Source organism: Leucobacter sp. NPDC015123 (genome assembly GCF_043080205.1).
Taxonomy (GTDB): domain Bacteria; phylum Actinomycetota; class Actinomycetes; order Actinomycetales; family Microbacteriaceae; genus Leucobacter; species Leucobacter aridicollis_A.
Genome location: NZ_JBIBVH010000001.1, coordinates 614,255 through 627,386 on the forward strand (window position 1 = coordinate 614,255; position 13,132 = coordinate 627,386).

At 64.6% G+C, this 13,132-nt stretch carries 13 protein-coding genes; 3 read left to right on the forward strand and 10 right to left on the reverse strand.

The window, feature by feature from the left end; all coding sequences use genetic code 11:
* Positions 1-23 precede the first annotated feature (23 nt).
* Together ACF07D_RS02820 and ACF07D_RS02825 are read left to right on the forward strand one after the other, a co-directional pair.
* Positions 24-926: a MurR/RpiR family transcriptional regulator gene (locus ACF07D_RS02820; protein ID WP_119283257.1), complete on the forward strand. Its 903-nt coding sequence runs from the start codon at positions 24-26 to the stop codon at positions 924-926.
* Complete coding sequence (locus tag ACF07D_RS02825; RefSeq protein WP_391503801.1) at positions 926-1,963, forward strand: peptidase C39 family protein; 1,038 nt, start codon at positions 926-928, stop codon at positions 1,961-1,963. The genes ACF07D_RS02820 and ACF07D_RS02825 overlap by 1 nt, the downstream gene beginning before the upstream one ends.
* 53 nt (positions 1,964-2,016) lie before the next feature.
* Here ACF07D_RS02825 and ACF07D_RS02830 read toward each other — a convergent pair whose 3' ends face one another.
* The gene (locus ACF07D_RS02830; RefSeq protein ID WP_391503802.1) at positions 2,017-2,907 is read right to left on the reverse strand and encodes a LysR family transcriptional regulator; all 891 of its coding nucleotides are present in this window, start codon (positions 2,905-2,907) and stop codon (positions 2,017-2,019) included.
* A 79-nt stretch (positions 2,908-2,986) separates the two neighbouring features.
* Here ACF07D_RS02830 and ACF07D_RS02835 point away from each other — a divergent pair, with 79 nt between their 5' ends.
* Positions 2,987-4,093, forward strand: coding sequence for a diaminopropionate ammonia-lyase (locus tag ACF07D_RS02835; protein ID WP_391503803.1), 1,107 nt, complete (start codon positions 2,987-2,989; stop codon positions 4,091-4,093).
* A 69-nt stretch (positions 4,094-4,162) separates the two neighbouring features.
* Here the strand turns inward: ACF07D_RS02835 and ACF07D_RS02840 are convergent, their stop codons facing one another.
* Genes ACF07D_RS02840 through ACF07D_RS02880 form a run of 9 tightly spaced genes read right to left on the reverse strand, consistent with a single transcriptional unit; the run spans position 4,163 to position 13,092 of the window.
* Positions 4,163-4,837, reverse strand: coding sequence for an RraA family protein (locus ACF07D_RS02840; protein WP_391503804.1), 675 nt, complete (start codon positions 4,835-4,837; stop codon positions 4,163-4,165).
* Positions 4,834-5,790, reverse strand: a complete 957-nt coding sequence (locus tag ACF07D_RS02845; RefSeq protein ID WP_391503805.1) for a MurR/RpiR family transcriptional regulator — start codon at positions 5,788-5,790, stop codon at positions 4,834-4,836. The genes ACF07D_RS02840 and ACF07D_RS02845 overlap by 4 nt, the downstream gene beginning before the upstream one ends.
* Complete coding sequence (locus ACF07D_RS02850; protein ID WP_391503806.1) at positions 5,787-6,659, reverse strand: hypothetical protein; 873 nt, start codon at positions 6,657-6,659, stop codon at positions 5,787-5,789. The genes ACF07D_RS02845 and ACF07D_RS02850 overlap by 4 nt, the downstream gene beginning before the upstream one ends.
* Positions 6,660-6,687: 28 nt before the next feature.
* Positions 6,688-7,818, reverse strand: coding sequence for a C45 family autoproteolytic acyltransferase/hydolase (locus ACF07D_RS02855; protein ID WP_391503807.1), 1,131 nt, complete (start codon positions 7,816-7,818; stop codon positions 6,688-6,690).
* Positions 7,815-8,708, reverse strand: coding sequence for an ATP-binding cassette domain-containing protein (locus ACF07D_RS02860; protein WP_255809187.1), 894 nt, complete (start codon positions 8,706-8,708; stop codon positions 7,815-7,817). The genes ACF07D_RS02855 and ACF07D_RS02860 overlap by 4 nt, the downstream gene beginning before the upstream one ends.
* Entirely contained in the window at positions 8,708-9,520 is an 813-nt protein-coding gene (locus ACF07D_RS02865; protein ID WP_391503808.1) for an ABC transporter ATP-binding protein, read from the reverse strand. Before ACF07D_RS02865 ends, ACF07D_RS02860 begins: the two co-directional genes overlap by 1 nt.
* Positions 9,517-10,413, reverse strand: coding sequence for an ABC transporter permease (locus tag ACF07D_RS02870; RefSeq protein WP_255809186.1), 897 nt, complete (start codon positions 10,411-10,413; stop codon positions 9,517-9,519). The genes ACF07D_RS02865 and ACF07D_RS02870 overlap by 4 nt, the downstream gene beginning before the upstream one ends.
* Positions 10,406-11,374 (reverse strand): ABC transporter permease, encoded by a 969-nt coding sequence (locus ACF07D_RS02875; RefSeq protein WP_119283268.1) that lies wholly within the window; start codon positions 11,372-11,374, stop codon positions 10,406-10,408. Before ACF07D_RS02875 ends, ACF07D_RS02870 begins: the two co-directional genes overlap by 8 nt.
* Before the next feature lie 5 nt (positions 11,375-11,379).
* A complete protein-coding gene (locus ACF07D_RS02880; RefSeq protein ID WP_391503809.1) occupies positions 11,380-13,092 on the reverse strand; it encodes a peptide ABC transporter substrate-binding protein in 1,713 nt (570 codons plus the stop codon).
* Between the last annotated feature and the right edge of the window lie 40 nt (positions 13,093-13,132).

Consider the following 13,132-nt stretch of genomic DNA (forward strand, 5'->3'; position numbering starts at 1 on the left):
CAAGGAAGCAGGAAGATCGAGCGATGAGCAAGTATCAGCAAGGGTCGGCGCGAGCCCGGATTGACGCTGCCGCCAGCGAGCTCAGTGCGAGCGAGACGCGCGTCGCCAGGTTCATCCTCGAGCACGCTGAGCAGGCACTCCTCCTCAGCGCCGCACAGGTCGCCGAGCTCACCGGCACGAGCGATACGACAGTAGTGCGGGCGTCACGATCGCTCGGGTTCACCGGGTGGACAGACCTTCGGCGCGCTATCGGTGCGGAGATCACGCAGATCACCCACCCGGCGGCACGGCTCAGTACGCGCCTGAACGTCACCAAGCGCGGCTCGACCCGCAGCCTGATCGCCACCGTGTTCGAGGAAGCTCGCGAGCGCCTCGAGATCTCGCAGGACGACATCGTCGACACTGAGTTCGAGCGGGCTGTCGAGGCGCTACGCGATGCCAGTATGATCCACACATTCGGTGTCGGCGCATCTGCGGCCTGCGCGAGTTATCTCTCCACGAAGCTTGCCCGCATCGGCCTCCGTGCACGCCAGGCTTCGGGCATGGGGTTCACTTTCGCTGACGACCTGATGCTGCTCCGCACCGGAGACGCCCTGGTCTTATTCGCGCCAGGGAGACCTTTCACCGAACTCGATCTGGCATTGGCGGAGGCCCGGCGCCTTGGGGTCTGTTCAGTATTGTTCACCGGTCGACATCGGCATGAGTACGACTCTCGCGCCGACATTGTCATCCGCTGCGCGGGGTCGGCGGGTGGGCTCACTGGCGAGACACTGAGCGCGCTCGTTGCCGCAGACGCCCTCACGCTGGCGATCTCTCAGCAGACCGCCGCCGCCTCGAAGACAGCATCGCAACACCTGAACGGACTGCGCCGGGAACTTCGTCGCCCCGCGTCGACCGCTGATCAGCATCTCGCAAAGGAGCAGTAGTGCACGACACACAACCGACGGTTCACGTTACCGAGTCAACCGAGGAGATACGCGAGCGAATCGGGTCAGCGGCACGCGTGCCGGGCGGCCACTACTCGCCGAGGCTACACTCGCTCGTCGGCGAAGCGGGCAACGTCACTGCCTGGCTCGTCTCGTCGGCCCGACCTGGCACCCTCTCCCGCACTGTCTCCCGTCTCTGGGCAGAGTCCTCTGGCGACGCCGAGCAGCTCTTGACCGCCATCGTTTCGACATGGGATGCCGATGGGCTCGTCAGCGTCAAGTTGGAGGACGCGGAGGCGGAGCACGCCGAGATGGCAGAGCGACTTGGCTTCACCAAGCTCGCGCAGCCCGTACCCTCAGGGCCGGGCACGACTGCCCCACACACGGCGTGGGTTCGCTACGCCGCACCGTGGCCGCACGACGACGCTCCGTACTACCGCCAGACGACTGATTTCACCTGCGGACCAGTCTCGTTGCTCATGGCACAGGCGCACTGGCACGGCTCGGAGTCCATAACCCGCGACAAAGAACGGCAGATCTGGCGGCGAGCAACACGATTCACGGGATGCGGGGTGCGGGCGCTCAGCCTGCAGATCGATCGAAACGACTTCGACATCTCCGTGTTTGACACCGAGTACCTCGAGCCACAGGTCACTCCGATGGAACCTCGTGACGCCCGCGCGTTCGCAAACGAGGAAGACAACAGGCTTGCGGAGGCCGCGGGAATTCAGGTGAACGAGCGCGTGTGTGAGGTGAGCGAAATCGTCGCAGAGCTCGAGCGCGGGTCTCGCGTGCTCGTACTCATTGACGAGCTCCGCTTCCACGGCGAACCCATGCCGCACTGGGTCGTCGCCCACTCGCACCGGGATGGTGTGGTGCTGCTCAACGACCCGTGGGTGGACGCGGAAGAAGGCGAAACATGGGTGAGCGCGGTGGACGTGCCGGTGAACCTTGAGGAGCTCGACGCAATGGCCTGGTGGGGAGAGCCGCGCTACCGCTCCGTGCTCGTACTGCGAAAAGCCGGGGGCGCCGCCTAGGGCTTGTCGGTGCCGAGTCCGGCCGTGCAAGACACGGGTGGCCTCGCACGGCACTATTCGGAGCCCGCGGTGATGCTCGCGACGTGCTCAACCACGGCCTGGACGGCTGCGTCGGCGTGCGAGCTCCCCCGGGTCACCGCGATGAGTGTACGTGACTGCAAACCGGGAAGCTGCACGCACTCAATCCCATGACGGAGGGCGGCTGGCGTGAGCGCGGGCACGAATGCGGCGGCCTCACCTGCGGCCACAAGCGAGCATCGCAGCACCACGTCCGAGGTTTCGTGAGCGATGTGCGGGGTGAACCCGGCCGCATGGCAGAGGCTCTCAGCCCAGGCCCGCTCGGGGCCGCCTCGCTCCTCAAATACCCACGGCCGGTTCGCGAGCTGCGCAAGGTCTGTCACTGGCCCCCACGATTGGGGCACCGCAAGCAACATGTCATCAGTACATAGCTGGCGTTCAGTAAGGTCGGCGTGCGGCTCAGCTGGCCGCGTCGCGAATCGTTCGATGATTGCGACGTCGATGTCGCGGGCACGGAGGGCCGCGAGCGCTCGTTCTGGCTCGGCCTGCACACAGCGCAACCGCACCCCGGGTGCCGAATGCCGCAGCGCCTGGAGCAGGGGCGGAAACAGCGCCAGACAGGCCGACTGGAAGGCCGCTGCAGTCACAGCACCACTGACGACACCTGTCGTCGCAGCAGCTTCTGAGCGGAGCTGCTCCCATGCGTCGAGCAGCGCAGGGCCGCGCTCGGCGACCACCTCGCCGGCTGCGGTGAGTCGCAGTGTGCGGCCGTGCTGCTGCACGAGCTGAACGCCTACCTCAGACGCAAGCTTCTCAAGCTGCTGGGAGACCGCAGACGTACTGTACTGAGTGACCTCCGCCACGGCCGCGATCGTTCCGAGGCGCACGAAGCCAAGAAACGTCTGTAGCCGACGTATCTCAGACATGAACCCTCCATCTATTGCGGAACATATGCACCACTATTATCCGCTTTTCTTGGATTAAATCGGTTGCCACACTACTGAGATGCAGACAACTCACTCGCTCTACCTGAACCCACTCGCACGAACAGCCCGCCTGAAGCGCCCCACAGAAGAGGTGCGGCAGTTTCACTCGGGACTCCCCGGCTACGAGCCGACGCCGCTCATCGATCTTCCGTCCCTCGCCGCGGAGCTCGGCGTCGGGCGAGTCCTCATGAAAGACGAATCGGCACGGCTCGGGCTCCCGGCATTCAAGATCCTCGGCGCCTCCTACGCCATTGCGCGTGCGCTCTCGCATCGCTGGGGTAGCGACCGCACGCTGTCACTCGCCGATCTGCAGTCGCTCGCCCCCGAGCAGCCCGCAGTGACCCTATTCGCCGCAACCGACGGCAACCACGGACGGGCCGTCGCCCGCACCGCCCGCCTCCTCGGCATCGAGTGCCGCATCTTCTATCCGGCAACCCTCACGACGGCTGCGATGGCCGCAATCGCAGACGAGGGCGCCGACACCCGTCGCGTCGAACTGCCGTATGACGACGTCGTCGCGGAGATGCGCGCCGAGGCCTCTCGGCACGGGGAGTCCGCGTTGATCATCCAGGACACCGCGTGGGCCGGGTACGACGAGATTCCCAGCTGGATCGTCGACGGCTACAGCACGATGCTTAGCGAGCTCGATGAGCAGCTCGCCGAGCAGGGAATCACAGCGGTCGACCTCGCTCTCGCGCCCGCTGGCGTGGGTTCGCTGGCGCAGGCGATTGTGACCCACTTCAAGAGTGGCGCCGGCACGCCTGCGGTCGCGATCGTTGAGCCGGCAACAGCCCCGGCCGTCTTCGCTGCGCTCACCACGGGAGTACCCGAACCCGTCACTACTGCAGACACGGTGATGCTCGGGCTGAACTGCGGAACGGTCTCTGAGCTTGCCTGGCCCGTGCTGCGCGCAGGCGCCGACGCCGCAGTCTTGGTGAGCGACGATGACGCACGCGCCGCGGTCGCGACGCTGCAGTCGGCGGGCGTCGACGCGGGGCCGTGCGGTGCGGCGACGCTCGCAGGGGCGCGGCGCCTCGCCAGTGCCGCTGCCGCAGAGCTCTCGCTCACCGAGGCAAGCACAGTCGTGCTCTTCAACACCGAGAGCCTCAGCGCAAACCCGCTCTAACGGTGTGTGGGGGCTGGGGCAAAGCCCCAGCCCCCACACACAACGCCACGCCGCAGTTGCCGCAGCGGCTCAGGAGCTGAGAAGCCCGGCAACGAGCGCACTCGCCCCGGTGAGATCTCCAAGCCGCTCGCCCCCGGCGATGGCGCGCAACAGCTCGGGTTCGCTTGCATCGTCTGCGGCGGCTTCCGCAAACACCGCGTCGAGCGCAGCTCCGGGCAGCGCGAGCACGCCGTTCGCGTCGGCAAGGACGATGTCGCCGGCTGCGACCGCCACCCCGCCGCACGCAACGGTGGCCCCGATCCCACCGCCGCCTGCACCATGCAGTTTCGTTGTGAGCAGGCTCGTACCGCGCGCGTAGACGGGCACGCCGATGCGGCGCAGTTGTTCAATATCGGTGACGACGCCGTCGACGATGACGCCCGCCGCCCCTCGAACCTGCAGCTGCGTTGCAACGACCTCACCGAGCGGAGCGTGGAACCTGTCGCCCCCGGTATCGATCACGAGGATATGACCGGGTTGAATGAGTCCGGCAGCGTGGTGGAGCGCTGTCGAATCAGTCGCGGTCGTTCGGACCGTGGCCGCAGTTCCGACGATGTTGCTCCCGGTGCCGACGAGCATGCGAATCTCAGGGTCTACGAACCCGTCCTCAAGGTAGTGGCCAAGGGTGGGAAGGCTGAGAGATTGCAGTTCGGCGGCCCGCTGGGCCGCGAGTGGGGGCGTGAATTCATTCACCATCATCTTCATTTCTGCGGGTCTCCTTCAGGTGGTTCCGTCGTGGCCGTGGCGTTCGGCTGTGCCTTCGCTGCGCCGGGTTGGCGGCGCAGCGCCCGGCGCATCTTGTTGAGCCGACGTGAGGTAGCGAGTGCAGCCTCCGGGTTGACGTGCCCGACGGCCAGAACGAGGGCGTCAATTGCCACCATTGGCGGGAAGTTCTCGCCTGTGAGCCCGCCAGCTGAGCTCGCCGTACGAAGCAGGCAGTCGACGCGGTCGACGTACGCGTCGCGGTATTTATCGGTGAATAGGATCGTCGTCGCCCCGACCCGCCTCGCCTCGGCGAACGCGACGTCAAGTTCACTGAACTCACGGCCAGGCGCGAACGCAACCAGGAGGTCGCCTTCGCGCAGACCGAGCAGGGAGTCGGCGAACGCGAAGCCCATGCCGCCAGCGTTTCGGGCCACAATGCCGCGTCGCAACAGCTTCGTCGTCAGGTATTCGGCTGACACCGCCGAGACACCAACGCCGAAGGAGTGCACGGTACCCGCCGCACTCACGAGCCGCACTGCCCGCGAGAATTCATCTGAGTCGAGGTAGCTGCGCGACGTCGCGAGGCGCTCCCTCGCTTCCTCGAACACGATGTCGAGCAGGCTACTGTGCGACTCCCGCTTCGTCACGGTGAGCCGGGTTGAGAGCCGCTTCGCCGGGTGCACAGTGAGCGCGAGCTGTGATCCCAGCGCTCGGCGGAGTTCTGGCCACCCGGTGAAGCCGAGGGAGCGCGCGGTGCGCACGACGGTCATGTCGCTTGCACCGAGCACCTCCCCCAGCTGGACAGCGCTCATCAACAGCGCTTGTTCGGGCTGCTCCGAGATGTATTGGGCAACTTTCGATTCGGCCGCGGTCAGCGTCGGCAGCCGCTCACCGATCCGAGTGAGCACGTCTCCCGGGTTGTCGAGCTGCTGGTCATCATCGGCCACAGTCATGAGAGCACCTGCGTTGTCCCTTCGCTGCGCGGCTCGTCGCTGTGGAGCACCTGCCTGATGGCTCGGAACGTGGGCTTCAGCAAGTGGTATCCCTCGTGGGCAACCCCCGGCACAAGGTCGACGCTCACGGTGTTCCCGTTGTGTTCAAGGGAGGCCGCAAGCGCACGCAGCCTGGTGATCCGGGTGACCCCTGCTGCGTTGACGTCGGGGATATAAGCAGTGCTGTCAGGGGCAACGGAGATCTCCCACGTTTCCGTGTCGTCGTCTCCGACGACGAGGTTGGCTGGCACAGCCGCAACCGCTGCCGCGTTAAACGAGCGGCCGAACTCGTCTTCGAGACCGCCGACACCCGCGGGCCACGGCAGGTCAGGGTCGCAGAGGGTCACGACACCCGGGGACACGATGGAGACCCCGGAGAGGCGTTCGGGGTGGACGTAGAGGAAGCGGTGTGTGAAGTGGCCACCACCAGAGAACCCCGTCAGGAAGAACCTGTCGAAGTTCAGCCGGTAGGTCTCTTCGAGCTCCGCGACCATGTCGAGCAGCACCAGGTCGTAGCGCGCGTCATCGCCCGCAAGATACTTATACGCGTTGAGCTCGCCAGGGGTGCTGATCCCTGCGGGGAACAGCGGCACCAGTACAAAGCACTGCTCGGCCTCGGCGAACTCGATGAACTCGTTGCGAAGCCGGGGCGCGTCACGTCCGGTGCCGTGGATTGCGACGATGAGCGAGTAGTCGCCTGGCGTGTGCTCGTCGTAGCTCTCTGGAACGTACAGGCAGTACGAAAATCGTTGATCGAAGCGGCTTGCGAACATCGTCGTCGCCCCGAACTGGTAGAACGAGAGCCTGTCGCCGTGCGTGGTGGGTTTCATGTGTTTCTCCTATATCCGTTCTCAAGTGCTACAGCACTGCCTCGTCCGCGGGCGCGAGCTCGCTGTCGGGCGAAATGGGGGCGAAAGTGAAGCGGTGGTACTCGTATCGCGACGGCGGGCCACTCGCGACCCAGAACTGACCGCGCCCAGGCTCAGCGATCACCGATGTGACAGTCATGTTTCGGTCTTCCTCAGCGATGTCGCGGTCATCATCCTCCGGGTAGATTGAGAGTTCGTTGCCGGTATCGCTCCGGTCGCGCAGCATTGCGGCGATGTCGGCTGGCGCGATGTGCGTGCCGCCGCCGGCGATCGAGCTCGCAAGGCGCGCGTAGCGAATCTCCGAGTTCTCTAGCCACGGATTCGACTCATTGTGCTGCAGCGTCGACTCGAGGTAGTGGTTCGCGTGAGCAAGGAATCCATTCACGGGGTGGAGGGCGACAATCGTCTCCGCCGTGTTCTCAAGGTCGACAGCCGAACCCGCAGCGTCGAGCATGATCACGTTGCGAGAGGACGCTCGATCGAGCTGCCGGAGTGCCGCCTCCGCGGCGGCCACCGACCGCTCACGGAGCGCGACCCTCGTGTAGAGATACCGCGGGAACCCCTGCCGCCAGCTCGCACAGTGCAGGTAGTTGCCGAACACGCCGAGGCCCGCGTTATTCAGACCAATGTAGGAGATCTGTCCGGCTGGTATCACCATCAGCACCTCGGGCTCGCCGTCCACGGCGAGATGCACGACCGCCATGAGGTCGTGGTACATCGCGGGAAGATCGACGTTCTGTCCGACAAACCCACGATCTGATGCTCCGAGTTCGGGAAGGATGGCGAAGGTCGTGCATTCCTGCTCGGCACCGTGCTTGCCGACGAGCTGCACGAACACCTCCGCCCGCAGCTGGAGCAGGAACGCGGCGCCGAGCGAGATTCCGGCTCCCTCTGCGAGCCCGGCGATCTCCTCGTCGAGCCCGACGGATACGTCCCGGATGCTCGAACGATACTCGAGTGCCGCCTCCTCCGCCTGCGAGAGGGTGAAACCCTGCCGCTCAAACCGCCGTCGCAGCCTGTCGAGGTGAAGCGCGATCTGGTCCTTCAGCGCCGCCCCGTGCTGCCTCCCGACTTCGGTGTGGGAGCCGGTGAAGTGATGAAATGGGAACGAAGCGGTCACAGAGTTTTCCTTTCAAGGGGGGATTCGACGGCGCGAGTCGCCGCGAGAGCATGGGCATCGAGGCGAGCACGTTGCCTCGCGCGCGCAATTGTCGGGTTCGCGATCGGCACGGCGTCGATAAGTGCGCGCGTGTAGGGGTCGCGCGGGGCGCCGACAATGTCCGCAGCAGGTCCAGATTCGACGATGCGTCCCTGGTTGAGCACGATGATTCGTGAGGCCAGTTGCCTGGCCATCGCAAGATCGTGTGTGATGAACAGCATCGACAGCTGCTCCTGCTCGTTGAGCTCCTTGAGCACCTGCGCCACCTGAGCGCCGATCGACACGTCGAGCGATGCGAGCGCCTCGTCTGCGACGAGCAGTCTCGGCCGCCCGGCGAGCGCGCGCGCGATGCCGACGCGCTGACGCTGGCCGCCTGAGAGCTCTGCCGGGCGTCGGTGAAACATATCGTCGCCCAAGCGAACGCGACTGAGGAGCTCTCGAGCGACGCTCTCACGCTCGTTCGCGGATGCGCCGCCAGTGATCGTGAGTGCCTCGACAACGGCGTCCCCGATTGTCATTCGCGGGTTCAGCGAAGAGTACGGATCTTGAAACACCATCTGGTAGTTGTGCCTGTGGCTGCGGCTTTCGCTGCCTCGCAGCGCGTGGACGTCCTGGCCGTCAAACATCACACTGCCAGAGTTCGGGCGAAGCATGCCGAGCAGCAGTCGACCGATCGTCGACTTGCCAGATCCGCTCTCCCCCACGAGTGCGACGATCTCGCCGGTGGCGATTGTAAAGCTCACGTCGTCGATCGCAGGGGGCAGCAGAGCTGCGCGACGGAAGAGGCCCTTGGCTTTGGGGTATGAGTACGTCAGGTTGGAGACGTCGACGAGCACCTCGTGGTTGGTCATTACGCGCCTTCCTTCTCTGGCACCGTGTCGAACAGCGTTGGGGTGGCGGCGAGCAACTGGCGCGTATACTCGTGCGCCGGGGTGAAGAACACCTGCTCGGCCGTACCTGCCTCGACGAGACGACCGTTCCGAAGCACCGCAACGTCGTCTGCGAGCCCAGCCACCACTCCGAGGTCGTGGGTGATCCACATGACCGTCATGTCAAGTTCTTGGCGCAGACGAGCGACGAGGTCGAGTATCTGCTGCTGCACGGTGACGTCGAGCGCGGTCGTTGGCTCATCCGCGATAAGTAGGTTGGGGCCGCAGCTCAGCGCGAGCGCGATCATCACCCGCTGTCGCTGCCCACCCGAAAACTCGTGGGCGAATCGCCTGAGCTTCGACTCGGGCTCGGGGATGCCGACCTGATCGAGCAGTTCGACGGTTCGCCGCTTTGCCGCGGCACGGTTCATCCGAAGGTGGGTGCGCAGGACGAGCTCGAACTGGGTTTGGATGTCGAGTGTGGGGTTCAGCGCCGCCATCGCGTCTTGCGGCACCAGCCCGATCTCGCTCCCGTTCATGCGGCGTCTGGCACGCGGATCGAGGGCGAGCAGGCTGGTTCCGTTGAGCTTCACGTCTCCGCTGAGCACACTGATCCCGGTGGGGAGCAACCCCATCACCGCGAGCATGCTGAGCGTCTTTCCCGATCCGCTCTCACCGACAAGCGCTGTCGCGTTTCCGCGCTCGACGGTCAATGACACGTCGTCGACGAGCACACGTCCGGTCGCCTCGAACCCGATTGTGAGGTGTTCTACTTCAAGGTGTGCCGAGCTCATGAGCTGTGCTCCTTTCGGCCCTGAATTGCTTTGTTGAGGCCTTCGCCGATGAAGTTCACCGACAGGATGACGAGGAAGATCATGATCCCCGGGAAGAGCCCCCGCCACCATTGACCACCGCTAATGACCGCCCGCTGTGCCTCTTCGAGGAGGCCACCCCAGGTGGCCTGTGGCGCCTGGAAGCCGAGGCCGAGGAACGACAGCGCGGATTCTGTGAGCACAGCCGAGGCGATACCAAGCGTCGCCGCGACAAAGATCGGCGCGAGCGCGTTTGGCAGGATGTGGTTCACGATGAGCCGTAGGTCCGTCGCGCCGAGCCCGCGCGCTGCTTGCACAAAGTCGGCCTTCTTGAGACTGAGAATGCTCGCGCGCAGGAGCCTCGCCGTGGTCATCCAGCTGAACGCCGAGATGGCGAGGATGATCGAGCCGAATCCCGGCCCAATGAGGGCCACGAGCAGGATCACGACAAACAGCGCCGGCATCGAGTAGAACACATCGGCGATTCGCATGAGCAGGTTGTCGATCCAGCCGCCAAAGTAGCCCGCGAGCGCGCCAACGATGATTCCGAGTGTGATTGCGACGCCGACGGCGATCACAGCGACGAGGATCGTGAGCCTGCCGCCGTCAAGTACGCGGGCGAGCACATCACGTCCGAGTTCGTCGGTGCCCATGAGGTGGGTGAGCGACGGCGCCTGTCCTTTCGCCGCGAGGTCGATCTGCTCTGGTGAGAAGGGCAGCACAAACGGCCCGACGATAACGAGCACGACGATCGCGCTGAACGCGATGAGGCCGAACCGCGCCGGCTTGCTCTGCCAGAACAGCGCGAAGAACCCCGCGGTCGCGGGTCGCGCGACACGGACGACTTCGGTCTTGGGGGCTGCGGTCCTATTCATAGCTGATCCTTGGGTCGAGGCGGCTGTAGACGACGTCGGCGATGAGGTTCGCGACGAGCACGAGCAGCGCGGCGATCATGAGGATGCCGAGCAGCACCGGGTAATCGCGGAGGTCTGCCGATTCGACAAACAGTCGTCCCATGCCGGGGAGGCCGAATATCGTCTCGGTGACAACGGCGCCAAGAAAGAGCTCTGGCAGCATGAGCACCGCGATCGTGACGACGGGGAGGGAGGCGTTCTTCAGCACGTGATGCTGAATCACCATCCGCTCGGGCAGTCCGCTCGCACGGGCAGACCGAATGTAGTCCTTGTCGAGCACCTCGATAACCGATGAACGCACGTGCCTGGCGAGGCCGGCAATCGATACGAGCACCAGTGAGAGCACAGGGAGGACAAGGTGCTTTGCGAGATCGAGTGCCGCGGTGAAGCCCTCGTGCGATGCACGCAGGTCGCGAAGACCTGAGCTTGGTAGCCAGCCGAGGCTGTACGAGAAGATGAAGATGAGCATGAGTGCCAGCCAGAAGCCGGGAACCGCAAGTCCAGCGTAGGTGAGCCCAGTGGCGAGGTGGTCGAACCAGCCGTCCTTCTTCACGCCAGACTGTACGCCGATGATGAGCGCGAAGATGAGGGAGAGCACGAAAGCGGTCAGCGTGAGCAGCAGCGTTGTTGGTACGCGCTCCCCGATTACTTCGAGCACAGGGCGGCCGGTGAGGTAGGAGCTGCCCCAGTCGCCAGTGACGACGCCGCGCAGCCAGTTGAAGTACTGCACGATCAGTGGATCATCAAGGCCGTACCGGCCGCGCAACCTCTCGAGTTGCGCGGCCGTGGCCGCTGATGCGTTACCTTCTCCGACGGACATCGGCCCGCCGGGCGTCATCTGCATGAGCAGGAACACCAGCACGCTGATTCCGAAAAGCAGCGGGATCGACTGCAGAAGTCGCCGCAGGAGGTATGAACTCATCGGTACTACTCACTCGCTCCAGCGAATGCCCAGTTCACTGAGCTTGTCGTGTCCCATGGCCCGTTCCATGAGTCATCGTTCACGCCGGTGAGTTCGCTTGACCACGCCCAGGCTGTCGGCGACGCGTAGATCGGGATCGCCGGGCGTTCGCTCGCAAACAACTTGTTGGCCGCGTGGACTGCGTCTTCGCGGACCTCGGGGTCCATCTCCGATGCAACAGTTGCGAAGAGCGCGTCGTACTCGGGGCTGCTCCACCATGCGTATGAGTAGCCTGACGCTTCCGGGCTATCGGGAATCTGGCCCGATTCGAATTCCATCATCCACTCGGTCGGATCAGGAAGCTTACCCGCGCGCGACATCATGATGTCGAAATTGCCTGTCGCGAGCAGGCCGCCGTCTTTGGCGTCACCAAACATCAGGTTGGATGGGACGTTCTCAATGACGGTCTCGATGCCGACATCCTTGAGATTCTGCTGGATCACCTGCTGGTAGAGGGCGCGCACCTCGCCGCCGCTGATCGTCTGGAACTTCACCGATGCGCGCACGCCGTCCTTACTGCGCACGCCATCGGAACCGAGCTGCCACCCCGCGTCGTCAAGGATGCTGTTTGCCTTGTCGGCGTCAAATGGGACTGTCTCAGTAAGCTCGCCGCCAAAGCCCGCGTAGACGAGCGAGTTACTCAAGGTGCCGAACCCACCGAGCACGTCAGCGAGCACGCCTTCGCGGTCAATTGCATAATCGATGGCTTCCCGCACGGCAGGGTCCCCAAGAACTGGGTGCGGGGTTCCGAGCGCGCCCTTGTCTGAGTTGTTGATCCACAGCCACTCGACAAAGCCAGTGTTCTCGGGTTTCTCGTGCAGTTCGATCGGCGCACCGGAGTCGACGGCCGCCGCGACCTCGTCGAGGTCGCCAGCTGTGAGGCCGAACACGAGATCAAACTCGCCACGGGTGAAGCCGTTGACTGCGGTCGTGAGGTCAGGGTTGATCTTCACAGTCACACCGTCGAGCTTGGGCTGCGAATCCTCGCGCCAGTAGTTCTCGTTTCGGGTGAACTTGATCTCGTCGCCTGAGCTCCACTCGCTGATTGCGAACGGGCCGGTGCCTGTTGGTTCACGCAGCTCGGGGTCGTCGGAATCGATGCTCGCACTCTCAAACTTGTGCTTCGGGAGCACCTGCTTGAAGAGGTTCAGGTAGTTGGGCTGCGTCTGTGTGAACTCGACGGCGATGCTCTGCGGATCGAGCACCTCGTAGGAGGCGATCGCGCCGTACTCCGAGTCGGGGATGGCGGGGGTATCTGGCTGCTTCGTGACGTCGATTGTGAACGCGAGGTCCTCGGCCGTGAACGGTTCGCCGTCCGACCAAGTGATGCCCTCGTGAAGCTTGTAGGTCACGGTGAGCCCATCGTCGCTGATGAGGCCGTTCTCCTTCGTGGGGACCTCGGTTGCGAGATTGGGAACGCGCTCGCCGGTGTCGAGCGTCGTGAAGAGAGGTTCTACGACGAACGCGTAGGTGAGGTTCGAGCCGCTCTGCGTGCTGAACATGGGGCTCAGCATGCCCGGCTCTTGCGTTAACGCGACAACGGCGATTCCGCCGCTGGCCGGCGTTTCCTCGCTCGCGGGGGCGCTCGTGCATCCCGCAAACGTGAGCGCCGCGGCGATGCCGACCACCGCGGTCTTGAGTGCCCTTGCCTTGCGGGAAGAGCTGTTCTTGTGTGTCAAGGCTCCATTACCTTTCTGCTGCGCTCGCGGGTGAGGCCCG